Below are 25,016 nucleotides of genomic sequence, written 5' to 3' on the forward strand. Positions count from 1 at the left end.
CACGCGTCCCGTTCCGCCCCCCTTCCCGGGACCCCCACATCCCCGGGAAGGGGCCGGGCCCGTGGGCCCGGCCCGGGGCCGTTCGGCGGAGCCCGGCCGGCCCGCTCGGGGGCGGAACCGGTCGGAGCCGGTCAGTGCCCCTGCTCGGTCGCCGAGATCCTGCTGAGCCGTTTCTCGCTGGGCCAGCGCACCTTCCAGGCCCAACCCAGCTTCTCCAGCACCCAGATCATCCGGGCCGAGATGTCCAACTGGCCCCTGAGCACCCCGTGCCGGGCGCAGGTCGGATCCGCGTGGTGGGAGTTGTGCCAGGACTCGCCGAAGGACACGATCGCCAGCGGCCAGAAGTTGGCCGCCCGGTCCCGGCTCTTGAACGGGCGCTCACCGATCATGTGGCAGATCGAGTTCACCGACCAGGTGACGTGGTGCAGCACGGAGACCCGGACGAGCCCGGCCCAGAAGAACGCGGTGAGCGCTCCCCACCAGGACCAGGTGATCAGCCCGCCCAGCAGCGCGGGCACCACGAAACTGGCCAGCGTCCACACCGGGAAGAGCCTGTTGACGCGGGAGAGCACCCGGTCCTTGAGCAGGTCGGGAGCGAAGCGGTCGGCGTTGGTCATGTCCCGCTGGAACAGCCAACCCATGTGGGCGTGCCAGAACCCCTTGGCGAGGGCGGCCGCCGAGCTGCCGAAACGCCAGGGCGAGTGCGGGTCGCCCTCGCGGTCCGAGTAGGCGTGGTGCCTGCGGTGGTCGGCCACCCAGTTGATCACCGGTCCCTGCACGGCGCTCATGCCGGATACGGCCAGCAGCACCTGCACGGTCCGGTTGGTCTTGAACGACCTGTGTGTGAACAGACGGTGGAAGCCGACGGTGACCCCCAGTCCGCTGACCACGTAGAAGAAGACGGCCAGCGAGACGTCCACCGGTCCCAGTCCCCACCCCCAGGCGGCGGGAACGGCGGCTACCAACGCGATCAACGGGACTATGACGAACACGTAGACCAGGGCCTGAGCGACGTGGGGACGGCGTCCCGCCGTCAGGGCTTTCGGGGCCTGGCGGCGGGGCCGCTCCTCAGCGGCCGCGCTCTCGGTCGGTGCGGTCATCTGGTTACCTCTACTGACTTCTGGAAAGGGGGTTTTCGTAGTGGCTGTTCGAAAGCGGTCCACTCACCGCCTGGCATCCCGGTACGCCCACCTTCCGGTCCGGACCGACCGGAATGCCCCTTTCAGCCTACGGCAGCGTAACCTACGGCGGCGTAGGTTTCCCGCGTTCCTTCGTCGTACCCAACCCTGGCAGCACCGACACCTCACGGCCAGTCGATCGGCGAACCGCACGGGACCCCGCCGTGGCCCACCGGCCACGTGAGGAAACCACTGGTGAGAGGACCTCTCACCACTGTCGTGCGCCACAGGCTCCATCCGGATGTCGACGCCGGGAGGGGGCATGACATCATGACCTCGGACGCGACAGCGAGCGGCCGGACGTCGCCAGCACGCCGCGTGGTCGGTAAGCTGCGGAGTCGAGACCGCACCCCGTGGTGTGGTGCGGACAGTGCGATGTCGTGTCGTGCGATCCGCCGTAGTGTAAAGGCAGCACCTCGGATTTTGGTTCCGATAGTCCAGGTTCGAATCCTGGCGGCGGAGCGACCGGCACCCCGGTTGACAACACGCGCCGACCGGACGGGTCGGCTCCGGCAGGGGGTGTGTGCCGCTGCGCGACGACGTGGTTGACGCGCGGGAGGGAGCGGCTGCTTCGCTCGGCGAGGTCTCCGACGCGTGGGTGATGGGACGCGCCCGCGAGTTGCAGGTCGTCGGTCAGCACAGCGATCTCCAGGGGCGACGGGCCGCCCTCCGCGAAGCCGACGAACTGTTGAGCGAGGCCCGACGTCGGGGGAATCCCAGGATGGTCGGGCAGCTGCTGTGCTGCGGTTCGATGCTGCGGCTGTGCGCCCCGGGAATGGCCGAGCAGGCCGTTCCGCTGCTCGACGAGCTGCTCACCCACACCCGCCGACACCGGCTCGACGTGCTGCGTGCCGACGCCCACGCCCTGCGGGGACGACTGGCCCTGATCGACGGCAACGAGGACAACGCGCTCAACCAGGCGGCCGAGGCGCTGGTCATCCTCGACGACGACCTGGTCCCGGACGCGACCCTCGGCCGGCGCTCCTGGGAACGCCTGCTGGCCACCGCGCTGATCGACATCGGTCGGGTCCTCACCCAGCTCGGGATCTACGACATGGCCGACGAGGTCATGGCCCGCGCCCACCACCGCATCCGGGAAAGCGGCGGCCCGTACGAGATCGCCACGCACCTGATCAACCGCTGCCGGATGTTGCTCGGCTGGGGACTGCGGCTGGAACGGATCGGCAAGCAGGAGGAGGCGCACGCGCGTTTCGGCACCGCCTCCCAGATCGCGCTCTCCATGGACGGCCGCTCCCAGGAGTCGCTGTTCCCCCGCATCCCGGGGATGCAGGAGGCCGACCGGCTTCCCGTGCTCGCGGCCGCCTCCGCCCTGGCGCATCCGGACGCCGAGCACGTCGCGCGCCTCGCGGAGATCTCGGAGACCGAGCGGGACATGCCCACCCGCGAGCGGATCGTGCTCGCCATCGCGCTGTCCCGCTGCCACCGCGCGGCGGGTGCCGCGGACAAGTCCACCGAGGTGCTGCTCGAAGCCAGGGACGCGATCGCCGAGGACGTCTCCGAACCGGGGCTGCGCATCTCGCTGGTGCGTGAGTACGCCCTGCACTCCGAACTGCCTCCGGAGGAGGCCGCCCCCGCGCTGCGGGAGTACTCCCGGGAGCTGGAGACGGAGCTGTGGAACATGCGGGCCTCCCGCAGCACCACGCTGAAGGCCCGGTTGGACCGTCAGCGGCTGAACCGGCAGCACCACGCGATCACGCGCCAGGCCATGCACGACCCGCTCACCGGGCTGCCCAACCGCAGAGCGTTGGACGCGAAGCTGGAGAGCCTGCTGCAGGAACCCGAGGCCCAGCCGCTCTCGGTCGCCCTGGTGGACCTGGACGGGTTCAAGGAGGTCAACGACCAGCGTTCCCACGCCGAGGGCGACGAGGTGCTGCGGGTGATCGCCCGCACGCTCAGCGACACCCTGCGGGCCGACGACCTGGTCTCCCGCTACGGCGGTGACGAGTTCGTGGTGCTGCTGCCCGGGGTTCCGTTGCAGGCCTCGGAGAGCGCGCTGGAACGCACCGTGCACGCCGTAGCCGAACTGCCCTCCTCCCTGTCCCGGGGGGTGACGCTGTCCATCGGCGTGGTGGCGATGCAGCCCCACGAGGACGCCAGCGAGGTGCTGGCGCGGGCGGACATGGCCATGTACCGCGCCAAGCGGCTCGGGGGCAACCGGGTGGTCGCGGTCTCCACGGACTCCACCCAGGAGATCTCCTCCGAACAGCCCCTGTGGATCCCGCCGGAGGCGACCTGAGTGCCGTCGGGGACGAACAGGGCCGGTCTTCTGCGGGCACACGCCGCACACGAGGGGTAACATGTTCCCCGCAGGCGCACCGGGACGTTCGTACGAGCCGGGGCAGCGGTCCGCTACGGCGTCCGGACGGTTACCCTTCACCCGATTGGACGTCACAGGCGCATCGTTCCTCCCGTGACCGCACGGGTCGGTTTCCGTGGAATCCGGCACCGTCTACGGACGGGTACGGTGTGTCGACGTCGAAACCGCTGGACTCCGAGGGAGAGCATCGATGCTCGAGGGCGTCACTGCCCAGCCGCCTTCGGACGGCATGTCCTCCGACCCGGTGAGTGTGCTCGTGTTGGCCGCGGGCGAAGGCACTCGCATGAAATCCGCGACCCCGAAGGTGCTGCACCGGATCGCGGGCAGACCACTGCTCGAACACGCGGTTCGCGCCGCGGCGGGTGTCGCACCCGACGAGTTGAGCGTGGTGATCGGGCACGGCGGACAGGCCGTCGGTGAACATCTCACACGACTGCGTTCCGAACTCGACCGCGAGATCACCCCCGTGGTGCAGCACGAGCAGCTCGGCACCGGGCACGCGGTCCGGTGCGCGACGGAACAGCGGAGACCGCGGGGGACCGTGCTGGTCACCTACGGGGACATTCCGCTGCTGGACGCCGAGACCCTGGGGAGCCTGCTGCGCGAGCACCGCCGCCGTGGGGACGCGGTCACCGTGCTCACCGCCGTGGTCGAGGACCCGCACGGCTACGGGCGCATCCTGCGCGACCACGAGGGCGAGGTCACCGCCATCGTGGAGCAGAAGGACGCCACCCCGGAACAGGCCGCCGTCCCCGAAATCAACTCCGGGGTCTACGCCTTCGACGCGGAGTTCCTCACCGAGGCGTTGCGGCTGCTGTCCACGGACAACTCCCAGGGTGAGCTGTATCTCACGGATGTGATCGAAATCGCTCGGCAGCGCGGTCGCGGCACCGGGGCGCTGGTGTGCGCGGACAACTGGCTCGTCGAGGGGGTCAACGACCGGGTGCAGCTGGCCTCGGTGGCCGCGGAGTACAACCGCAGGCTGCTGCGGCACTGGATGCGCGAGGGTGTCACCGTGACCGATCCCTCCAGCGTGTGGGTGGACGGCGGAGTCACCCTCGGCCGGGACGTGGTGCTCGAACCGAACGTCCAGCTGCGCGGCCACACCAGCGTGGCCGAAGGAGCTCAGGTGGGTCCGGACACCACGCTGACCGACTGCGTGGTGGCCACCGGTGCCCGGGTGGTACGCACCCACGGGGAGAACGCCGAGGTGGCCCCTCACGCCTCCGTGGGACCGTTCGCCTATCTTCGCTCCGGCACCCGGGTGGGTGCCGAGGGCAAGGTGGGCACCTTCGTCGAGGCGAAGAACGCCGAGATCGGAGCGGGAAGTAAGGTCCCACACCTGAGCTACGTCGGGGACGCCACGATCGGGGAGCACAGCAACATCGGGGCCGCCACGGTCTTCGTCAACTACGACGGGGTGGCCAAGCACCACACGGTGATCGGTTCCCACGCGCGGACCGGTGCCGACAACATGTTCGTGGCTCCCGTGCGGGTCGAGGACGGTGCCTACACCGCGGCCGGATCGGTCATCACCGAGGACGTTCCCCCCGGTGCGATGGCGGTGGCCCGAGGGAGGCAACGCAACATCGAGGGCTGGGTCGCCGAGAAGCGTCCCGGCACCGCCGCCGACGAGGCCGCCCGGCGTGCGCTGGCCGACCGTGACCAGTCCGCCGAAACCGACGAGTGACAGCCGAGTCTTGCAGCGTCAACGGGAGGGGACGATGACCGTGAGTGCCATGTCTGCGACGCCGAAGAAGAGTCTCAAGCTCTTCTCGGGACGCAGCCACCCGGAACTGGCCGAGGAGGTCGCCAAGTACCTGGACGTCAACGTCACGCCGCAGGCCGCCTACGAGTTCGCCAACGGCGAGATCTTCGTCCGCTACGACGAGTCGGTGCGCGGGTGTGACGCCTTCGTGATCCAGTCGCACAGCGACCCGATCAACGAGGCGGTGATGGAGCAGCTGGTCATGGTGGACGCCCTGAAGCGGGGCAGCGCCAAGCGCATCACCGTGGTCATGCCGTTCTACGCCTACGCGCGCCAGGACAAGAAGCACAAGGGTCGCGAGCCCATCTCGGCCCGGCTGATGGCCGACCTGTTCAAGACGGCCGGCGCCGACCGCATCCTCACCGTCGACCTGCACACCGACCAGATCCAGGGTTTCTTCGACGGGCCGGTCGACCACCTGCTCGCCCAGACCGTGCTGTCCGACTACATCAAGGAGACCTACTCCGAGGAGCGGATCACGGTCGTCTCCCCGGACTCCGGCCGGGTCCGGGTCGCCGAGAAGTGGGCGGACAACCTCGGCGGCACCCCGCTCGCCTTCATCCACAAGACGCGCGACCCCAGCAAGCCCAACGAGGTCGTGGCCAACCGCGTGGTCGGTGACGTGGAGAACCGGCTGTGCGTGCTGGTGGACGACATGATCGACACCGGCGGCACCATCGTCAAGGCCACCGAGCAGCTCCTGCAGGCGGGTGCCAAGGACGTGATCATCGCCGCCACGCACGGTGTGCTGTCCGGTCCGGCCGTGGAGCGGCTGTCCAACAGCGGCGCCAAGCAGGTGGTGCTGACCAACACGCTGCCCATTCCGGAGGAGAAGCGTTTCGAGAAGCTCACCGTGCTCTCGATCGCGCCGCTGATCGCCAAGGCTGTGCACCAGGTGTTCGAGGACGGTTCGGTGACCGGCCTGTTCAACGGCCAGGCGTGACGCCGCGAGTACGTCCCGGCTCGGGGGCGGTTCCGCGCGGAACCGCCCCCGAGGGCGGCACCGCCCGGAACTCCTAGGTCAGGTAGCCGAGCAGTCGGTGCACGGCCAGCACCGCGAACAGCACCAGGCACAGGCTCAGCACCACGTTGGACAGCCAACCGGAGCGGTACGCCTCGGGCATGCGCCGCGAGTTCAGCAGGAACAGCAGTGTTCCCGCCAGGAACGGCATGAACAGCGCCCCGAGCACCCCGTAGAGGATCGTCAGCTGGAACGGCCGGTCGAAGAACAACAGGCTCATCGGCGGCACCGTCAGCCACAGCACGTACCCCCGGTAGGCGGCGCTGCGCAGCAGACCGTTCCCGTGCTCCCCGCCGGAGGTCGTGGGCGGCTCCGTCCGCCACGTGCGCCACCAGTCGGCGAACATCAGGCTCACCCCGTTCCACACCCCCAGCAGCGAGGTGAAGGTGACGGCGAGGAAGCCGATCAGGAACGGCAGCCGCGCCCACTGTCCGTACTCGGCGGCCAGCCGTCCGCCCAGTTCGAGCAGACCGCGGTCGCCCTCGGTGATCCCCTGCCCGAGCAACAGCTCCGAACCGACGATCAGCATGGCCACCACGAACACACCCGTGGTGAGGTAGCCGACCGCGTTGTCGGTGCGCATGAAGGGGATCCAGCCGGGGCCGCGCCACCCCTTCGCCAGGGTCCAGTAGCCGTAGGCGGCCATGGTGATGGTTCCGCCCACTCCGCCGATCAGGCCGAGCACGTAGATCAGGGAGCCGTCGGGCAGCCGCGGCACCGCCCCTCCGGCCAGGGCGGTCAGGTCGGGGGCCACCAGCACGGCCGTGCCCACCACGGTGACGAACATGACCCCGACGAGCACGGTCATGAGGCGTTCCAGCGCCCGGTAGCGACCGAACCACACCAGGGCCAGTCCGACCACTCCGCAGAACATCCCCCAGTAGCGCACGGAGATGCCGGGAAAGAGCGCGTTCAGCGGCAGACCGGTGGCGGACATGGCCGTCGCCCCGTAGACGAACCCCCAGACCACGACGTAACCGCCGAAGAACCACATCGTCCAGCGGCCGAGGGAACGCCATCCGGCCATCATCGTCCGTTTCGACCCGAGGTGCCACCGCCCCACGGCCTCCCCCAGTCCGAGTTTGAAGACCGTGCCGAGCACGATCGCCCAGAACAGGGTGTAGCCGAAGCGGGACCCGGCCACCAGTGTGGCGACCAGATCCCCGGCCCCCACTCCGGTGGCGGCGGCCATGATTCCGGGCCCGACTCGTCGTAACCGGCTGCCCCATCCCGTGTTCGCGGGATCTCTCTCCGTGGTCTCCGCACTCATGCCGGTAACGTAATATCCACCGAACGGGTGGGGAAGGCATTCGGCCGCGCACGGCGCGCGTGTCGGGGCGCGGCGCGTGTCGCCGGGGCCCGCCCCTGACGGTGGAACTCCTCCGGGAGGCCGCCCAACCAGGGCCGAAGGGGGGAACCTACAATGGCATGGTTGCCTCGGCGAGGCCGGGTCACTCCCGGCGTTATCGGCGTGGCGGCTGGTGGTCACCGGCGACAGGCCGGTGCATCGACCCCGGTTCGGACTCCGGTGTGCGCTCGACGCCCCGTTCCAGCAGACCAGTCGCGCGTCGCGCCGCCGCAGGCCAGCGACTGACACACTCAGCCGAAGCCAAGGAGTACGTAACCGTGGCCGAGATACGCCTCGCAGTGGAACAGCGCACCGAGTTCGGCAAGGGTGCCGCGCGCCGGACCCGGCGCGCCGGCAGGGTCCCCGCCGTCCTGCACGGGCACGGCATCGAGCCGAAGTACCTGACCCTGCCCACGGTGGAGTTCGCCAGGGTGATCAGGGAGAACGGCCGCAACGCGGTGCTGACCCTCGACATCGCGGGTGACAAGAACGAGCTCGCGCTGTGCAAGGAGATCACCACCCACCCGACCAAGAACTACATCGAGCACGTGGACATGATGCCGGTCAAGCGCGGCGGGAAGGTCTCCGTCAGCGTGCCGGTCGTGGTCACCGGAAACGCCGCCCCGGGAACCCTGGTCTCGCAGGACGCCAACGAGATCCAGATCGAGGCCGAGACCATGCACATCCCGGAGCACCTGGAGATCTCGGTCCAGGACGCCGAGGCCGGAACCCAGTTCCACGCCCCGGACGTGCCGCTGCCCTCCGGGGCCACCCTGCAGAGCGGTGAGGACGTGCTGGTGGCCAACGTCTCCGAGTCCCCCACGGAGGCCGACATGGAGTCCGAGATCGACACCAGCGGCGCGGGTGTCGTCGAGGAGGCCTCCGAGGGCGAGACCGCCAACGAGTGACCACCGGAGGAACCGGGAGAAGCCGTGCCGGGTGGCCGTGCGGCAGGCGCACGGCCCCCGGCCACCACGTCAGGGAGGGCTCGTGACCCCGCCGGACGACAACGACGCCGGTCGGCTCGCCCTTGTCTTCGGGCTGGGCAACCCGGGGCCGCGTTACGCGGGCAACCGGCACAACATCGGTTTCCTGGTCGCCGACGAGCTGGCCGACCGCATCGGCAGCGGCTTCAAACGGCACAAGTCCGGGGCCGACATCGCCGAGGGCAGGCTCGACGGCGTTCGGGTGGCGGTGGCGAAGTCCCGGTCGCTGATGAACCTCTCCGGGGGGCCGGTGGCCGCGGCAGCCCGGTTCTACAAGGTCCCCCCGGAGTCGGTGATCGTGATCCACGACGAGCTCGACCTGCCCTACGGCCGGGTGCGGCTCAAACGCGGCGGCGGCGAGAACGGGCACAACGGCCTGCGTTCGATCAGCAGGTCGCTCGGCACCCGCGACTACCTGCGGGTGCGGTTCGGCGTCGACCGGCCGCCGGGGCGCATGGATCCGGCCGACTACGTGCTGCGGGACTTCTCCAAGGCCGAGCGCGCCGAACTCGGCTACTTCGTCGACCACTGCGCGGACGCGGTGCGGACGCTGACGACGAAGGGCCTGGAGGCCGCGCAGAACGAGTTCCACTGACGGCGTTCCCCGTTCCGACGTGTAGTCGCCGGTCTCCGGATCGAGTGGCGGTGGTTCCCGATGGCGGACCACTGTTTGCGGGAGCATCACGCCCTCGTCGAGGTCTCGCCTGTCAGCAGCACCGCGCGGCCCCGAAAGCCAGGAGAAATCGTGGTGCGGACCCGTCGTGTGTTCCGCCGTGCTGTCGTCGGCGCGGCCGGGGTGTGGTCGCCCCGACCTGATTCCGCTGACGGATCGGTGACCATGGGGGAGAGAAGCGCCGGTAGCACCGGCGCGGACCACCATCATCGATCTGTCGTCGACACGGAGTCCCTGTCCGGGCCGGGACCCGGACGGCGCCCGTCTTCGGGCGCCAGGAGAGGTCTCCCCTCCCTCGTCACCGTCCTCGACGGGAAAACGGGGAAACCCGACCTGCTCGTGCCGTACGGTCACGACATGACGTCGATCTTGGTGCACTCGCTCGTCACCCCCTGGGCGACAGCGGTGTTCGCGGTTTCCCTCGTCGTTCTCCTCCTGCTGAGTCACGTTCTGGTTCGCCGCGGAATCGGATTCGGAACCCCGTTGTACGGGGCCTCGGTGGCCCTTTCCCCGGTTCTCGCCGTCACCCTGTCACCTTCCGGAGCGAACAGCGGTTCGGTGTTCTGCGGGCTCTCCCCACGGCTGGACACCGGGATAACCGACTTTCCCGCCGTCACCGAGCAGTTCGCCAACTCGGTCATGCTCGCCCCGTTCGGGTTCTTCGCGGCGCTGGCCTTTCGGAGGTGGTGGATCGCGCTGTTTCCGGTTCTCGCCGCACCCGTGCTCATCGAAACGACCCACATGCTCGTTCCCGCCCTGGGACGGAGCTGCACCCTCCAGGACGTCTTCGACAACCTCACCGGAGGACTGCTGGGTATCGTGCTCGGTTTCCTGGTGCGCGGCGGTGTTCACCTCTCGGGCCGCACACGCGCGCCCACCCGATGACCCCGCATCCCTCCCCTGCCCATCTGCCCCGAGAAACCGCCGAGGAGTGAGCGCGAGGCAACGGAAAGCCACTGAGACAAGCATACGGCGATCAAGCCCACTGAAGAACACGTGACTTATCCATGCAAAGCGTGTCTGATATAATTGAAAAATGACACAAACAGCTGGCGATCAGACCTGTGGCGTGATCTACGCCAACGGGCAGGGCCGAGTGACGATCCCGTCGTCGTTGCGCCGGGCCACCGGCGTGGAGCCCGGTACCCCGTTGGCCGTATACGAAGAAGACGGCCGGGTGGTCATCGAGACACGAGCCCACCTGGCCGAGCGGATCCGCCGCGACGTGGCAGAAGCCTGGACCGGCGAGGGGTCGGCGGTCGACGAGCTGATCGCCGACCGCCGCGCCGAGTCCGCCCGCGACGACGCCGAGGAGGGCTCGTGAGCACCGTGCTGGACACCTCGGCAGTACTGGCCTGGCTGCGCGAGGAGGACGGTGCCGCCGCCGTTGATCCCCTGCTGGCCACCGCCGTTATGGCCACCCCGAATTGGAGCGAACTGGCCCAAAAACTCCTGCAACACGGCGTCGACGCCTCCCGCACCCTCGCGCGCCTACGAGTGCTGGGCATCACCGTCGAACCTTTCACCGACACCGACGCCCAGCTCGCGGCAGAGCTGTGGCCGCACACCCGCTCAGCGGGGCTCTCACTGGGAGACCGCGCGTGCCTGGCCGTGGCCCGTCGCCTCGAGCTGCCCGCAGCCACCGCCGACCGAGCCTGGAGATCCGTCGACGGCCTACCTCTCGACGGTGACACACTCCGGATCGAGCTCATCCGCGACTGAAGGCGCGTGCGACGAAGTGGCACGGTAGTGCGGTGGTGGTGATCTGGTGTCTGTCCTCACTCGCCACCGCACCAACAACCCTGGGTTGTTCGCACCGACTTCCCCCAGAGTAGGACGCTGTTCGTCGTTGGCACCACCGAAGCTCTACTCGCGACAGGAACTCGGGATCTGGTTTTCCGCGTCCAGAAGCTCCATGCTCACGATCTCGCCACTTTCCGAGAAGTCGAGAAGAACAACGGTATTCCCGTCCCGGTCGCACACCTCAAAAGTTCTCACCTGCTCGGAACGCGTCCTTCCGAAGTGGAACGAGGCGGCATTGGCATACGTGTCCCATGTCCATTCGACCCGTAGTTCTCCTGTCGTGGATAAACCCGAAGCACTCATAACCAGTCTCTTGTTTCCACACAACGACGGCAGGAATCAGCACACCGGTATCGCACGAGAACTCTCCTGCCGGAGGAAGAGAGCTCCCGTACTGCGCTCAGGACCGCACCAGGAGCTCGGGTTCCCACCCGCGATCCCCGGGTGTCGGGTCACTCCAGGGTCTCGGCGACCTCCATCCACCTGCTCTCGATCTCGTCCTTCTGCTCCCGCACCTGCTGCAGCTGGACGTTGAGGTCCTGGAGCCGTTCCGGCTCGGTGGCGGCCTCGGCCAACCGGGTGTGCAGCTGCTGCTCCCGGTCGGAGAGCTTGTCCAGCTGGCGTTCCAACCGGGCCAGCTCCTTGCGGGCGGCCCGCTCCTCCGCCCCGGACAGGCCCTGGCTCTTGGGTGTGTTCTCCTGCCGACTCTGCTTGCCGACGTTCTGCTCGGTGGACTCCAGCAACGACTGCCTGCGCCGCAGGTACTCGTCGATGCCGCCGGGCAGGTGGGTGATGGTGCCGTCCCCGAACAGGGCCACCACCTGGTCGCAGACCCGCTCGACCAGGTAGCGGTCGTGCGAGACCACCACCAGCGTTCCGGCCCAGCCGTCCAGCAGGTCCTCCAACTGCTGCAACGTGTCGATGTCGAGATCGTTGGTGGGCTCGTCCAGCACGAGCACGTTGGGTTCGTCCATGAGCAACCGGGCCAGTTGCAGCCTGCGTCGCTCCCCGCCGGAGAGGTCCTCGACCCGGGTCCACTGCCTGCCCTTGCCGAAACCGAACCGCTCGGCCAGCTGCGAGGCGCTGAGCTCGTACTTGCCGAGTTGGACGTGGGTGGCCACGTCCTCGATCGCCTCCAGCACGCGCCAGCGCCCGGGCAGGTCGTGCAGCTCCTGGGTCAGATGGGCCAGCCGCACGGTCTTGCCCTCGATCCGGCGACCCGCGTCCGGCTCGCGCTCCCCCGCCAGCAACCGCAGCAGGGTGGTCTTGCCCGACCCGTTCACCCCGACCACACCGATCCGGTCACCGGGGCCGAGACGCCAGGTGACGTCGTTGAGCAGCTTGCGGCCGTCCACCGCGAGATCCACGTTCTCCAACTCGACCACGGTCTTGCCCAGCCTCCGCTTCGCGAAGGAGACCAGCTCCACCGTGTCCCTCGGCTCGGGGACGTCCGAGATCAGCGCCTCGGCCGCCTCCACCCGGAACTTGGGTTTGGAGGTGCGGGCCTTGGCGCCGCGCTGCAACCAGGCCAGCTCCTTGCGGGCCAGGTTCCGGCGCTTCTCCTCGGCCTGCTGGGCCAGCCTCGCCCGCTCGGCGCGGGCGTAGACCCAGTCGGCGTAGCCGCCCTCGTACTGCTCGACCCGGCCGTCGACGACCTCCCAGGTGCGGTTGCAGACCGTGTCCAGGAACCACCGGTCGTGGGTGACGATCACCAGGGCGCAGCGCCGCGCCAGCAGGTGGTCGGCCAGCCAACGCACCCCTTCCACATCCAGGTGGTTGGTCGGCTCGTCCAGCACCAGCAGGTCCAGTTCGCTCACCAGGGCCGCGGCCAGCGCCACCCGGCGGCGCTCCCCACCGGACATCTCGGCCACCCGGGTCTGCAGGCCGAGCCCGGTGATACCGAGGCCGTTGAGCACCGAGCGCACCCTCGGGTCGGCCGCCCACTCGTAGTCGGCGTCGAAGCCCTGCGGATCGAGCACCGCGTTGCGCACCGTGGCGTGCTCCGGCAGCTCGGTGCGCTGGGTGACCACCGCGCTGCGCAGGTCACGGGCCTGACTGACCCGGCCCGCGTCCGGTTCCTCGATGCCGCTGAGCACTTCGAGCAGGGTCGTCTTGCCCCCACCGTTGAGACCGACGACGCCGATGCGGTCGGTTTCGGTGACGCCGAGCGAGACGCCGTCCAGCAGCGGCCGGACACCATAGCTCTTCTCGACCGACTCCAGATTGATCAGGTTGGACATCGAAGGTTGAGTCTCTTCCGTTCGCGACGCGGCGGATGTAGCCGTGCGGCAGTGGCTGCCCGGCGGGAGAACTCCCGTCTCAGGCGTGCACCTGTGGCGGGGTGGGCCGGTCGGCCTTGTCGTCGCCGACCAGTCTGGCCCCCGGCACCGGCCCCTGGGCCACACGTACTGTCCGGCACACCCCGGCCCCGGAGAGCTCGGCGGCCACGCGCACGGCCGCCTCCTCGTCGGTGCACAGGAACGCGCAGGTCGGGCCGGATCCGGAGACGATACCGGCCAGGGCCCCGGCGTCCACCCCCGCACGCAGGGTGCGCCGGAGCACCGGACGCAGCGACACCGCGGCCGCCTGGAGGTCGTTGCCCAGCAGCAGCGCCAGCTCGCGCGGGTCGCCGGAGGCCAGCGCCTCCAGCACCGGCTCCACGTCCCCCACCCGGTTGGAGGAGGTCTGTCGCAGCCGGTCGAGCTCGCCGTAGACGTCCGGGGTGCGCAGCCCCTCCTCGTTCATGGCGATCACCCAGTGGTAGGTGTGCCGCGCCAGCACCGGAACCAGGCGTTCCCCCCGGCCGGTGCCCAGGGCGGTGCCGCCCTGCAGGGCGAACGGCACGTCGCTGCCGAGCCGCCCGGCCACCTCGGCGAGTTCCTCGCGCCCCATCTCCAGCCGCCACAGCGAGTTCAGCGCGAGCAGCGTGGCCGCGGCGTCGGCGCTGCCTCCGCCCATCCCACCGGCCACGGGAATCCCCTTGTTGAGCGACACCCGCACACCAGGGTTCTCGGGGTCACGACCGCAGTGGCGCGCGAGTTCGGTGACCGCCCGCCAGGCCAGGTTGTCCACGCCGGTGGGGGTGACCTCCGCGCCTTCCCCTCGCACGTCGAGGCCGGGCTCCTCGGCGGTCCGTATCGTGATCTCGTCGACCAGCGACAGCGCCTGGAAAACGGTCACCAACTCGTGGTAGCCGTCCGAGCGGCTGTCGCCGACCGACAGGTGCAGATTCAGCTTGGCCGGAACCCGGACGGTGATCGGGGTAGGTACCACGGACAGCACACCCACCAGGGTACGTGCCGACACGGCGCCGTGGTGCCCCAGCTCGCACGCGAGTCGTCCACCGTCCGGGCCCGCCGGGATCCTTCCAGGTCAGCTGGCGGGGATGACCGCCTTGCCGCCGTACTCGCGCTTGATGAAGTCCTTCACCTGCTGGGACTGCAACATCTCCACGAGCTTCTCGACACGGGGGTCGTCCCGCATCTCCGAGTTGGTCACCACTCCGTTGACATAGGGGTTGTCCTCGGTGGACTCCAGGGCCAACGGGTCGTCGAGATCGGCCTTGAGGGCGTAGTTGCCGTTGACCACGGCCGCCTGCACGTCACCCAGGGTGCGCGGAAGCTGAGCCGCCTTGAGCGTCCTGATCTCCAGCTTCTTCGGGTTCTCGGCGATGTCGCGCACCTCGGCCTCCTGGCCGGCGCCCTCCTCCAGCGTGACGAGGTCCTGGGCCTCCAGCAGCTTCAGCGCCCTTCCCCGGTTGGAGGGGTCGTTCGGGATCGAGACGGTCGCTCCCTCGGGGAGCTGGTCCAGGGAGTCGTGCTTGTCCGAGTAGATCCCCAACGGCTCCAGGTGCACCGGGGCGATCCAGTGCAGGTCACCGCCGCGCTCGGACTTGTACTCGTTCAGGAACGGCTTGTGCTGGTAGTAGTTGGCGTCCAGCGAGCCGTTGGCCACCGCCCCGTTGGGCCGGTTGTAGTCGCTGAACTCCTGGATCTCGATCTTGACACCCTCGTCCTCGGCGAGGTTGTTCTTGACGTACTCCAGGATCTCGCCGTGCGGCTGGGGAGTCACACCCACCTTGATCGGCGCGTTGGGGTCCTCCTGGGCTTCCGTGCCGCCCGAGCAGCCGGCCAGGGCCAGGCCGCAGACGGCGGTCAGGGCGGCGAGAACTCTTCTGGTTCGCATCGTGTCGTCCCTTCGGGATCATGTCGGGGTGGCACGGTGTGCGCACCGTTGTGCGGACCCGCACCGTGTCGGGGACGGCCGGATCCGGCGTCGGAAGGTCGAAACGGCTCACGTGCTCCGCGAGGACCTCGCGGCTCAGACGTTGGCCAGGGCGCGGCGCCGGTCGACCAGCTTGGTCACCCAGTCGGTGAGCAGCTGCATCCCCCAGGCCAGCACGCCCAGCAGCACCACGGCCGAGTACAGCACCCGGTCGTCGTAGGCGTAGTAGCCGTTCTGGATGGCCATGGAGCCCAGCCCGCCCCCGCCGATGGCACCGGCCATGGCGGCGTAACCGATCAGGGCGAGCATGGTCACGCCGACCGCACCGACCAGCGCCGCCCGCGCCTCGCTGAGCAGCACTGTCCGCACGATCCGCATCTTGCTCGCTCCGGTGGTGACCGCTGCTTCCACCACCGTGGAGTTGACCTCGCGCAGCGCGTTCGCGGCCAGCCGCGCGAAGAACGGGATGGCCGCGATGGCCAGCGGCACGATCGTGGCGGTGCTGCCGATGGCCTTGCCCACCAGGATCCGGGTGAACGAGGCGACCACCACCAGCAGCACCACGAACGGGATCGAACGGACCACGTCCACCACGGCGCTGATGATCCGGTGCAGCACGGGCCTGGGGCTGAGCCCCACCGGTGAGGTCATGTGCAGCCACACACCCAGCGGCAACCCTCCCACCACACCGATCAGCGTCGAGACCAGCACCATGTAGATGGTCTGGACCGTCGCGGGACGTGCCAGTTCCAGGACCTCCGACCAGGGGGTCACTTCACTCACGCGGCAACTCCATCAACGCTCACGGGAGCGCGGCGCACGTGCGCGTCGCGCTCGATCATCCACTTAAGCGCGGACTCGGAACGTTCACCGGACAGGCCGACACGGAACTTGGCGACCGGTGTGTCCCCGAGCCGCGTCAGTCCACCGCCGAGGATCGACAGTTCCACTCCGAAGCGGCTCGACGCCTCCGGAAGGAGGGCCCCCACCGCGGCGAAACCGACCAGCACGACCTCGGCGACCACGTCGTGACTCCGGTCGTTCGGGCGGACCAGCTCCGCCTGGTCCGTCTCGGGAAGCAGGGTGGAGCTGATACGGCTGCCGGGTTCGGAGACCAGGTCCAGGACCTTGCCGTGCTCGACCACGCTTCCCTGCTCCAGCACCGCCACGTCGTCGGCGATGCGGCGCACCACGGCCATGTCGTGGGTGACCACCAGCACGGTCACCCCCAGCTCGGAGCGGGCCCGGTCCAGCACGGTGAGCACCGAGTCCGTCGTGGCCGGGTCCAGCGCGGAGGTCGGCTCGTCGGCCAGCAGCACCGAGGGCTTGGCGGCCAGGGCGCGCGCGACCGCCACCCGCTGGCGCTGCCCGCCGGACAGGTGGTCGGGGTAGACCGAGGCCTTGTCGCTGAGCCCGACCAGGTCGAGCAGTTCGGCAACCCGGCTGCGCCGCTGCGCGGCCGGGACCTTGGCGGACTCCAGCGGGAGCGCCACGTTGCCCGCCGCGGTGCGCTGCCGCAGCAGCGAGTCACCCTGCGGCACCACCCCGATCCGGCGCCGGGCGGCACGCAGCTTGCTGCCGTCCAGCCCGACCAGGTCCGTGCCGTCCACCCGGATCGCCCCGCTGTCCGGCTTCTCCAGCAGGGAGATGCAGCGCGCCAGCGTGGACTTGCCGGCACCGCTGGTGCCGACCACGCCGCAGACGGCGCCGTCCGGGACTTCGAGACTCACGTTGTCGAGCGCGGTGACACGACTGCCGTTCTGGGTGAAGGACTTGCTCAGGTTTTCGACTGTGATCACGATCGAACTCCGCTTCAGCTCACCCCGGCCTCAGACGTGCTTCGTCGCACGTGGCCGGTTTGGGAGGGAACCAAGGGCCGGTACGGGACTCAGACGTGGTGTCGACAGGCGGTCGTGGTCCGCCGCCCGAGATCGACGACACGGCGCTCCGTCAGGCCGAGGCGGGTAGCCACGGGCAGCGCCCTCGCGGTTGCGGTGGAACTCAGAGACAAATCAACTCCATCGTTCCTGGCTGTAGCACCTGCCCGTTCCGGGTGGTTGCTGCGGCGTCGTCGAGCCAGATCTCTCGGCCGCTCGGGATGGACTCCGCATGAGAGTAGAACTCACGAAAGCGGAAACACGCAAGTTGATGTCAGTCACTTTCCGCTCTTTGTAGCATGAGTCACTCACACTGCGGAATGAATTGACATCGTGGATGTCACGAAAAGTTTCGAGGGCAGCGCCTCACGCCACTCGAAGGAATGAGCCATCGGGAGAGGCGGCAGCGCGGGAAACCCCCACCCGCGCACCGAGGCGGCACGAACTCCGGCCCGCCTCCCCGGTCACTCCGGGCGGTCCCGCTCGGCGGCCGCGGCCACCGCCGCGAAGTCCGCGATGGACAACCGCTCCCCCCGGGCGCCCGGATCCACCCCGGCCGCCCGCAACAGCCGCTCGGCCCGTTCCGAGGAACCGGCCCAGCCCGCCAGCGCGGAACGCAGCGTCTTGCGCCGTTGCGCGAAGGCCGCGTCCACCACGGAGAACACCCGCTCGCGCGGCAAGTCCGCCGGAGGGTCGTGCCGGCGGAACGCCACCAGCCCCGAGTCCACGTTGGGCACGGGCCAGAAGACGTTGCGCGAGACCGCACCGGCCCGCCGCACGGAGGCGAACCACGCCGACTTGGCGCTCGGCGCGCCATAACTGCGACCACCCGGTGCCGCGGCCATCCGCTCGGCGACCTCGGCCTGCACCATCACCAGACCGTGCCGCAGCGTCGGCAGCTCGGCCAGCAGGTGCAGCACCACCGGCACCGCCACGTTGTAGGGCAGGTTGGCCACCAGGGCGGTGGGGGCCCGCTCACCGGTGCCCGCCTCCCCGGCGCTCAACCGCAGCGCGTCGGCGCACACCACGCGCAGCCGGTCGGCCAGCTCCGGGGCGTGCTCCCGCACCGTGCGGGGCAGCCGCTCGGCCAGCGTCGGATCGACCTCCACCGCCGTGACGGAGCCGGCCACCGACAGCAGCCCCAGGGTCAGCGAACCGATTCCCGGCCCGACCTCCAGCACCACGTCCTCGGGGCCGACCCCGGAGGAGTCCACGATCCGCCGCACCGTGTTGGGATCGTGCACGAAGTTCTGGCCCAGCTTCTTGGTGGGACGCAGTGCGAGCTGCTCGGCCAGTCCGCGCACCTCGGCGGGGCCGAGCAGACGCGCCGCAGCGGACTGCCCTTCCACGCCGACGAAACTAGCAGGGCCGCGACGAGGGGCGGAGGCGGCCACGGGCGACTCGCCGGGTCGGTGGCCGCCGGAAGGACGGCCACGACCCCGCCGGGTTCCGCTCAGAGCAGGCCGAGACTCGACGCGCAGGCGGGCCAGGCACCGTAACCGCCCCGGGCGTCGCGCACCTTGGTGGCGATGGCGATCTGCTGCTGCCGGCTCGCCTGGTGCGGGTAGGCGGCGTACTGGCTGCCGCCGTAGGCGTCCCAGGTCGACTTGTTGAACTGCAGGCCGCCGTAGTAGCCGTTGCCGGTGTTGATCGACCAGTTACCACCGGACTCGCACTGGGCGAGCTTGTCCCAGACCCCGCTGTTCGGCGGCTTCTTGCCGCCGACCCGGACGACCCTGGGCTCGGCCTCCTGAACGACCCGCTCGTCGATGGCCTCGCGCTTGACCTCTTCCCCGTTGTGCTTGGTCACGCGGAAGAAAACGATCTTCTCGCCGGGGCTGCCCTGCTGCTCGACCCTGCGCTCGCCCTGCAGCATCGAGTCGTCCACGATCTTCTCGACCGGCGGCTCGATCTGCTCGCGGACGTTGATCGTGGTGGTGTCGGTGCGGTCGATCCGCACCTCGGCCCCGTCGGTGATCCTCTTGTCCCCGCCGGGGGTGACGTTGTCGTTCCCGTCGACCGTGATGCCCTGGGCGCGCAGCAGTTCCTCGACGGTCACCGCGGTGGTGGTCAACCGCTTCGGTTCCTTGCCACCGTCCACCAGGGTCACGTCCTTGGAGGTCTTCACCTCCAGGTTCATGCCCTCCTCGGGGACCGGCACGGTGCGCTTCGCCGACACCCAGGAGCCGTCGGTGGGCACGCCGAGCTGGCGCAGTGCCTGGCCGACGGTCACCGAGCGGACCCATTCCTCCCGGGTCTCGCCGTCGACGGTGAGCTCGATCTTGCGGCCCCGGTCGAGGGTGATGGTGTCGCCGTGCGAGACCTTCGAGTCGAGCGAGGGGCTCAACGCGTCGTGGCGGTCGACCTCGATGCCCTCGTCCTCGAGGACCTCACCCACGGTCGACTCGTAGGTGCTCACCTGGCGTTCGTTCCCGTCGACCTCGACGGTGACGGACTTGTCCATCGCGGCGGCGGCACCGCCGGCGCCGCTGACCGAGAGCACCACGGCGGCCACCGCGCTCTTGAGGAAACGGCGCTTCCAGGTGCCGATGGCCTCGGCGAACTCGGGTGAGGCCGGGTCCTGCGGTCCGTCACCGGAGAGCGGCAGCGGGGGCATGACCGTGGTCTCGGCGTTGAGCAGCCGGATCAGCTCGTCGACGTCGAGACCGGCGTCGGCCATGAGGTCGTCGGCGTCGGACCCGAGGATCTCGTAGACGTCCTCCGGGGTGATGGCGAGCGCCCCCGGCGGGAAGCTCGGGTGGTCCTGAGCCGGATAGGGCGAGTCGGCCCGTTCCTCCTCGGGGCGTTCCAGCACGCCCACCGAGGTGTGTGCTTCGGGTGCGACATCGGGGGCGAACCAGTCGGTCCGGTCGAGCGAATGCCCCCCGTCGTGGGAGTACCGGTCGTTCGACGTGCTCCGACCGAAATAGTCGCTTTCGTTCACAGGGTCGTTACCTCCCGAAGGCCGGAAGACGTGTTCCCCCTCGGGCGCGCGGGAACACCACGTAGGGTGTCACCGGCGCACGACAGGCCACGTACAACCTTCGTGCTTCGTGTCCGTATCCGACTCCCGTAGCCAGCGCCGCCCTGATCGACCGTCGTGTCCGCGCCCCTTGCGGGCCCGGACACCCGGCCGACCACCCCGACGTACACCGGCGAAGACTGCGGGCGTAACCCATGACCGTCGTCATTGGTTTACGAGTTCGAGACTCTAGCGTGATGATCTGCGCCCTGCCAAGGATCACGAAATCGGTGTGATTCGGGTTACCGTCCCGAAAACGGACACTCCTGCGCACTCGGTGTCCGAAAAACTCACTCGAACGAGTAAAACGCGCTCCCGACGAGAGTTTCCGACCCCATTACGCGCAGATCTCGACACCGCACGTGACCGAATTCGTCCGCCGCATAACACTTTCCGCGCCCTCGCGGGTCCCACCTCCCCGGCGTGTCCGCTGGACGGTGGGACTCGGTCTCGGCCCGGCGGAACACCGCCGGGGACCACGGCACCGTGCGGCGAGCACCGACGGGCGGGGAAGCCCCGGGCTGCGGGCGCGGGGCGGCCAGGCACCGCAGCCGCCCTAGCCGCCCTCGGCGTCGCGGAGGGCCCGCCAGGTACCGGGCGGGAACGGCAACCCGCCGTAGTAGCCGTTCCCGGACGTGTGCCGGGCGCACGTGTCCCGATTTTGCCTAAAACTGGCCCGGCCCCGTCCCCGCGCGTGTGCGGGGAACACACCGCCGCCCGACTCGCACCGAGCCACCCCGGTCGTAGTGCTCAGCGAACTCCCGCCGGATCGAGCCCGAAAACTCGCTCGGCCGTGCGAGTGGTCGCCACTGCCAGTTCCGCGACGTCCTCCCCGCGCAGCTCCGCGAGGTCACGAACGGTGTAGTTCACGCAGTACGGCTCGTTGGGCTTGCCGCGGAAGGGATGGGGGGTGAGGAACGGGGCGTCCGTCTCCACCAACATCTGCTCGGCCGGAACCATCGCGGCCGCCTCCCGCAGCCCCCGGGCGTTGGCGTTGCGGAAGGTGGCCGTTCCCGCGAAGGAGAGCACGTAGCCCGCGTCCACGCACCGCCGGGCGAACTCGGCGTCGCCGGAGAAGCAGTGGAAGACCACCGTCTCCGGCGGCCCCTCCTCGTCGAGGATGCGCACGATGTCCTCGTGGGCGTCCCGGTCGTGGATCATCAGCGGCTTGCCGACCTCCTTGGCCAGCGCGATGTGCCAGCGGAAGGCCTCCTGCTGCGGTTCCGGCGGGGAGAAGTCCCAGTAGTAGTCCAGTCCGGTCTCGCCCACCGCCACCGCCCCGGGGGCGTGGGCGAGCTCGCGCAGCGTCGCGCGCTCGTGCTCCCCGAAGTCCTTCGCCCGGGTGGGGTGCAGCGCCACGGCGGCGTGAACCCGCTCGTCCCACCCGGCGGCCTCGACGGTCCAGCGGGCCGAGTCGAGGTCGTCGGCCACCGTCACCACCCGGCCGACACCGGCGGCCTCGGCACGGTCCACCATGGCCCGGACCTGCTCGGCCTCCCGTGCCCCGCAGGCGTCGAGATGCGTGTGCGCGTCGACCGCCGGAGCGGGCAGCGGCTCCGGCGCCGGGGGCGGAGTTCGTTTGTCCTCTTTGCTCACGTCGGTTCCCTCGCAGACACTCCACGCCGCCGAGGGCGAGCCCCGGCGCCGACTCACACGATCAGGTGAAACTTCGGGGCGGTTTCCCTCGATTCTCCGGCCGTGGCGCCGTTCGTCCTCGGGTCGCCACCCCGCCGGGTGCGTGCGGAAACCCCCACCCGGCGGGCGGCGAACGACCTCAGTGCCGGATCGGAGCCCACTCCGGGCCGGTCTCGGCCAGCTCGGGATCGAGCTTGCCGAACAACGGAGTCGGTTTGCTCAGGGGAGTCCCCACCCCGATCGGCCTGGACTCCCAGCTCGCCAGCTCCTCGGTGTAGTCACCCGTCAGGATCGGGTAACGCCGGTCGGCGACGTCCAGATCGTCCACGTCCTCCAGCCGGGGCTGGGCGGCCCAGACACCGCTGCCGCCGAGCAGCTCGTACACCCGCTGGGAGGAGTGCGGCAGGAACGGCGTGAGCAGCGTGTTGGCGTCCGAGACCACCTGCAGCGCGGTGTGCAGGATGGTGTCCCGCCGCTCGGGGTCGTCCTTGCGCTTCCACGGCTCCTGCTCGGACAGGTACTTGTTGGCCGCCGAGACCACCCGCATCGCCTCCTGCGTGGCGGCGCGGAACCGCGAGGCACGCAGGTGACCGCCGACCACGTCGAAGGCCTGCCGCGCCGTGGACTTCAGCTCCTCGTCCACGGCCTCGGGGGCGCGGGGCTCGGGAACCGCCCCCACGTTCTTGGCCGCCAAGGACACGGCCCGGTTGACCAGGTTGCCCCACTCGTTGACGAGCTCGAAGTTGATCCTGCGCACGAACTCGTCCCAGGTGAAGTCGACGTCGTGGGTCTCGGGACCCGCCGCCGAGATGAAGTAGCGCAGCGCGTCGGGACCGAACTCGCGCACGAAGTCGCGGACGTAGATCACCGTCCCCCGCGAGGTGGAGAACTTGGACCCGGTCATGGTGAGGAACTCGCTGGAGGCGATCTCGGTGGGCAGGTTCAGCTCCCCGTAGGGGCCGGGCGTGCCTCCCCGGTCCCCCGCACCGTTGTGCCCCATCAACAGCGCGGGCCAGATCTGGGCGTGGAACGTGATGTTGTCCTTGCCCATGAAGTACACCCGCAGGGCCTCCGGGTCGTTCCACCAGGCGCGCCACGCCTCGGGGTCCCCCGAGCGCCTGGCCCACTCCACACTGGCCGAGAAGTACCCGATCACCGCGTCGAACCACACGTAGAGCCGCTTCATGGACTGCTCGTCCCAACCGTCGAGCGGCACCGGAACCCCCCAGTCCAGGTCCCGGGTGATGGGGCGCGGACGCATGTCCTCGACGAGGTTGCGCGTGAAGTTCAGTACGTTGGAACGCCAGTCGGTCCGCGTGGCCAGCCACTTGCCCAGGGACTCGGTGAAGGCGGGCAGGTCGAGGAACAGGTGCTCGGTCTCCACGAACCGGGGCGTCTCACCGTTGATCCTCGACACCGGGTTGCGGAGTTCGGCGGCGTCGAGCTGGTTGCCGCAGTTGTCGCACTGGTCGCCGCGGGCCCCGTCGGAGCCGCAGATCGGACAGGTTCCCTCGATGTAGCGATCCGGCAGCGTCCGGCCCGTCGAGGGGCTCACCGCTCCCGTGGTGGTCCTCGGGACGATGTAGCCGTTGCGGTACAGCGCCAGGAAGATCTGCCGCACCACCTCGTAGTGGTTGCCTGTGGTGGTGCGGGTGTAGAGGTCGTAGCTGACCCCGAGGTCACGCATGTCCTCGGCGATCACTCGGTGGTACTTGTCCACCAGCTCGCGCGGGGTGACCCCCTCCTTCTCGGCCTGCACCAGGATCGGCGTCCCGTGCTCGTCGCTGCCGGAGACCATGAGCACCTTGTTTCCGGACATTCGGTGGAACCGCGAGAAGACGTCCGAGGGGACACCGATTCCGGAGACGTGACCAATGTGCCGCGGCCCGTTGGTGTAGGGCCACGCCACGCCAGTAAGCACGGAGGTACTCATGGTTCACAGCCTACGTACCCCGGCCCGGCGGCCTCGAACGGGTTTCCCTCGCAACCCCTGCCGGACCCCGTCCGGCTGGAGCCGCTTCCACCGAGGTCACGCCAGCTCGGCGCGGAAGAGGTCGACGTTGTAGGACCACCAGTGGCTCACGGTGAAGTGGATCCGCGGACGGTCGCAGCCGTGCGGGTGCTGGAAACCGCCGTACAGCGCCGGGTACTCCTCCGCCGAGACGAGGGTCTGCCCGTCCGTCCACGGCCCGATCAGGCTCGGGGCGGTGCGCAGCACGATCTCGGCCCGCCGTTCGTCCAGATGGGTGGCCAGCCAGCGGCCGAAGAAGCTGTTGTAGCGCACGGACAGCTCACCCACCGGCCCGCCGAGCACGGCAGCGGCGGCGCAGACCTCGGTCCCGAAGGAGCGACCGTTCCAGTACTGGTAGGCACGCGGTTCCAGCAGCGCGTCCACCGGAGCCCGGGCCAGATGCCCGTCCCCGTAGCGCCCGTTGGGGGTGCCGAGCAGGTAGACCCACCCGTCGAGCACCCCGGCGAAGGCCACCAGCTGGAAGGGGTGCGTGTGCCGCCGCCACGGGCGGCTCACCGGGCCGCCGCACCGGTTGGGCCACACCGCGTCCCGCGGCTTGCTCCAGGTGCGTCCCCCGTCGTCGGAACAGGCCAGCCCCGCGTGCCACGTCCGCCACCGCCCCGGTTTCCCCCACCGCCGGACCGACATGTAGTGCAGATACTCCCGTCCTCCCACGGAGATCCCCGAGGTGGGGATGACCGTGCGTTCCTCGGAGGGACGCCAGGGCGGTATCACCTGGGCGGCCGTGCCGTCGGGGCGCGCCACGAAGCGGTCGAGGACGAGGCCGGAGTCGAGACCGGCGTCGGTGCCGTGGGCCAGCACGTTGAAGCGCCAGTCGGCCTCGGGTGGTCCTGGCCCGTGCCCGCCCCACCCGGCGCCGTAGGTGTCGCCGAAGGCCACGAGCACCCCGCCGTCGCCGGAGCGCCACGGGATCCCCAGGTCGGTGGCGTGGACACCGAAGCGTCTCGCGGTGTCGCGCACGGCGTGCGCACCGGTGATTCTGGCCAGCCGGGTGACGCTGGTGATCCGAACCATGCGACCGAACCTCGCGGGGGTGGGTGGAGTCGCCCGCACCGGCGACCCGCTGGGTGGGAACTCCCCGTCCCGGGGAGGAACCGACGTCGAGTGGGTA

The 25,016-nt window shown here is 69.6% G+C and carries 20 protein-coding genes, 1 tRNA gene and 1 riboswitch; of the genes, 9 read left to right on the plus strand and 12 right to left on the minus strand.

The window, feature by feature from the left end:
* Positions 1–131: 131 nt before the first annotated feature.
* On the minus strand, positions 132–1,100 hold the full coding sequence (locus CEP50_RS08225; protein ID WP_106113344.1) for an acyl-CoA desaturase: 969 nt from the start codon (positions 1,098–1,100) through the stop codon (positions 132–134).
* Between the two features lie 469 nt (positions 1,101–1,569).
* On the opposite strand from CEP50_RS08225, the gene CEP50_RS08230 reads away from it, so the two are divergent.
* From CEP50_RS08230 to CEP50_RS08245, 4 genes are all read left to right on the plus strand, one after another.
* Positions 1,570–1,640 (plus strand) — tRNA-Gln (locus CEP50_RS08230).
* A 61-nt stretch (positions 1,641–1,701) separates the two neighbouring features.
* A complete protein-coding gene (locus CEP50_RS08235; protein WP_106113345.1) occupies positions 1,702–3,435 on the plus strand; it encodes a GGDEF domain-containing protein in 1,734 nt (577 codons plus the stop codon).
* A gap of 271 nt (positions 3,436–3,706) precedes the next feature.
* Positions 3,707–5,206: a bifunctional UDP-N-acetylglucosamine diphosphorylase/glucosamine-1-phosphate N-acetyltransferase GlmU gene (gene glmU / locus CEP50_RS08240; protein ID WP_106113346.1), complete on the plus strand. Its 1,500-nt coding sequence runs from the start codon at positions 3,707–3,709 to the stop codon at positions 5,204–5,206.
* Between the two features lie 49 nt (positions 5,207–5,255).
* Positions 5,256–6,227 carry a ribose-phosphate diphosphokinase gene (locus CEP50_RS08245; protein ID WP_258175043.1) on the plus strand — a complete coding sequence of 324 codons (972 nt, stop codon included), beginning with the start codon at positions 5,256–5,258 and terminating at the stop codon, positions 6,225–6,227.
* A 73-nt stretch (positions 6,228–6,300) separates the two neighbouring features.
* Here the strand turns inward: CEP50_RS08245 and CEP50_RS08250 are convergent, their stop codons facing one another.
* Complete coding sequence (locus CEP50_RS08250; RefSeq protein ID WP_106113348.1) at positions 6,301–7,575, minus strand: Nramp family divalent metal transporter; 1,275 nt, start codon at positions 7,573–7,575, stop codon at positions 6,301–6,303.
* A gap of 356 nt (positions 7,576–7,931) precedes the next feature.
* Between CEP50_RS08250 and CEP50_RS08255 the strand changes: the two genes are divergently transcribed.
* The 5 genes from CEP50_RS08255 to CEP50_RS08275 all read left to right on the plus strand — a co-directional run bounded on the left by CEP50_RS08255 (position 7,932) and on the right by CEP50_RS08275 (position 11,034).
* Positions 7,932–8,561 (plus strand): 50S ribosomal protein L25/general stress protein Ctc, encoded by a 630-nt coding sequence (locus tag CEP50_RS08255; protein WP_106113349.1) that lies wholly within the window; start codon positions 7,932–7,934, stop codon positions 8,559–8,561.
* Between the two features lie 82 nt (positions 8,562–8,643).
* Positions 8,644–9,234, plus strand: coding sequence for an aminoacyl-tRNA hydrolase (gene pth, locus CEP50_RS08260; protein ID WP_106113350.1), 591 nt, complete (start codon positions 8,644–8,646; stop codon positions 9,232–9,234).
* Between the two features lie 435 nt (positions 9,235–9,669).
* Positions 9,670–10,197: a VanZ family protein gene (locus CEP50_RS20085; RefSeq protein ID WP_181188275.1), complete on the plus strand. Its 528-nt coding sequence runs from the start codon at positions 9,670–9,672 to the stop codon at positions 10,195–10,197.
* 151 nt (positions 10,198–10,348) lie between these two features.
* On the plus strand, positions 10,349–10,636 hold the full coding sequence (locus tag CEP50_RS08270; protein WP_106113352.1) for an AbrB/MazE/SpoVT family DNA-binding domain-containing protein: 288 nt from the start codon (positions 10,349–10,351) through the stop codon (positions 10,634–10,636).
* Positions 10,633–11,034, plus strand: coding sequence for a PIN domain-containing protein (locus CEP50_RS08275; protein ID WP_106113353.1), 402 nt, complete (start codon positions 10,633–10,635; stop codon positions 11,032–11,034). Before CEP50_RS08270 ends, CEP50_RS08275 begins: the two co-directional genes overlap by 4 nt.
* Positions 11,035–11,567: 533 nt before the next feature.
* On the opposite strand, the gene CEP50_RS08285 is transcribed toward CEP50_RS08275, so the two are convergent.
* The 10 genes from CEP50_RS08285 to CEP50_RS08330 form a co-directional block, all read right to left on the minus strand.
* Positions 11,568–13,355: an ABC-F family ATP-binding cassette domain-containing protein gene (locus CEP50_RS08285; protein WP_106113355.1), complete on the minus strand. Its 1,788-nt coding sequence runs from the start codon at positions 13,353–13,355 to the stop codon at positions 11,568–11,570.
* A gap of 79 nt (positions 13,356–13,434) precedes the next feature.
* A complete protein-coding gene (locus CEP50_RS08290; RefSeq protein ID WP_106113420.1) occupies positions 13,435–14,388 on the minus strand; it encodes a 4-(cytidine 5'-diphospho)-2-C-methyl-D-erythritol kinase in 954 nt (317 codons plus the stop codon).
* Between the two features lie 99 nt (positions 14,389–14,487).
* Entirely contained in the window at positions 14,488–15,300 is an 813-nt protein-coding gene (locus CEP50_RS08295; RefSeq protein WP_106113356.1) for a MetQ/NlpA family ABC transporter substrate-binding protein, read from the minus strand.
* A gap of 135 nt (positions 15,301–15,435) precedes the next feature.
* Positions 15,436–16,122 (minus strand): methionine ABC transporter permease, encoded by a 687-nt coding sequence (locus CEP50_RS08300; protein ID WP_019853015.1) that lies wholly within the window; start codon positions 16,120–16,122, stop codon positions 15,436–15,438.
* Positions 16,119–17,138, minus strand: a complete 1,020-nt coding sequence (locus CEP50_RS08305; protein ID WP_106113357.1) for a methionine ABC transporter ATP-binding protein — start codon at positions 17,136–17,138, stop codon at positions 16,119–16,121. The genes CEP50_RS08300 and CEP50_RS08305 overlap by 4 nt, the downstream gene beginning before the upstream one ends.
* 216 nt (positions 17,139–17,354) lie before the next feature.
* A riboswitch (SAM riboswitch) is annotated at positions 17,355–17,444 on the minus strand.
* Between the two features lie 236 nt (positions 17,445–17,680).
* Positions 17,681–18,565, minus strand: coding sequence for a 16S rRNA (adenine(1518)-N(6)/adenine(1519)-N(6))-dimethyltransferase RsmA (rsmA, locus tag CEP50_RS08310; RefSeq protein ID WP_181188276.1), 885 nt, complete (start codon positions 18,563–18,565; stop codon positions 17,681–17,683).
* Between the two features lie 104 nt (positions 18,566–18,669).
* Complete coding sequence (locus CEP50_RS20770; protein ID WP_106113358.1) at positions 18,670–20,160, minus strand: resuscitation-promoting factor; 1,491 nt, start codon at positions 20,158–20,160, stop codon at positions 18,670–18,672.
* A gap of 828 nt (positions 20,161–20,988) precedes the next feature.
* On the minus strand, positions 20,989–21,834 hold the full coding sequence (locus CEP50_RS08320) for a TatD family hydrolase (RefSeq protein ID WP_106113359.1): 846 nt from the start codon (positions 21,832–21,834) through the stop codon (positions 20,989–20,991).
* A gap of 178 nt (positions 21,835–22,012) precedes the next feature.
* Entirely contained in the window at positions 22,013–23,806 is a 1,794-nt protein-coding gene (metG, locus tag CEP50_RS08325) for a methionine--tRNA ligase (RefSeq protein WP_106113360.1), read from the minus strand.
* A gap of 96 nt (positions 23,807–23,902) precedes the next feature.
* On the minus strand, positions 23,903–24,919 hold the full coding sequence (locus CEP50_RS08330) for a DUF4185 domain-containing protein (RefSeq protein WP_106113361.1): 1,017 nt from the start codon (positions 24,917–24,919) through the stop codon (positions 23,903–23,905).
* Positions 24,920–25,016 lie beyond the last annotated feature (97 nt).

Source organism: Actinopolyspora mortivallis (genome assembly GCF_003001495.1).
GTDB lineage: Bacteria > Actinomycetota > Actinomycetes > Mycobacteriales > Pseudonocardiaceae > Actinopolyspora > Actinopolyspora mortivallis_A.

Coding starts and splice junctions, on each gene's coding strand:
- CEP50_RS08225 (WP_106113344.1), bottom strand. CDS start 1,100: ATGACCGCACCGACCGAGAGCGCGGCCGCTGAGGAGCGGCCCCGCCGC.
- glmU (WP_106113346.1), top strand. CDS start 3,707: ATGCTCGAGGGCGTCACTGCCCAGCCGCCTTCGGACGGCATGTCCTCC.
- CEP50_RS08245 (WP_258175043.1), top strand. CDS start 5,256: ATGTCTGCGACGCCGAAGAAGAGTCTCAAGCTCTTCTCGGGACGCAGC.
- CEP50_RS08250 (WP_106113348.1), bottom strand. CDS start 7,575: ATGAGTGCGGAGACCACGGAGAGAGATCCCGCGAACACGGGATGGGGC.
- CEP50_RS20085 (WP_181188275.1), top strand. CDS start 9,670: ATGACGTCGATCTTGGTGCACTCGCTCGTCACCCCCTGGGCGACAGCG.
- CEP50_RS08270 (WP_106113352.1), top strand. CDS start 10,349: ATGACACAAACAGCTGGCGATCAGACCTGTGGCGTGATCTACGCCAAC.
- CEP50_RS08285 (WP_106113355.1), bottom strand. CDS start 13,355: ATGTCCAACCTGATCAATCTGGAGTCGGTCGAGAAGAGCTATGGTGTC.
- CEP50_RS08295 (WP_106113356.1), bottom strand. CDS start 15,300: ATGCGAACCAGAAGAGTTCTCGCCGCCCTGACCGCCGTCTGCGGCCTG.
- metG (WP_106113360.1), bottom strand. CDS start 23,806: ATGAGTACCTCCGTGCTTACTGGCGTGGCGTGGCCCTACACCAACGGG.
- CEP50_RS08330 (WP_106113361.1), bottom strand. CDS start 24,919: ATGGTTCGGATCACCAGCGTCACCCGGCTGGCCAGAATCACCGGTGCG.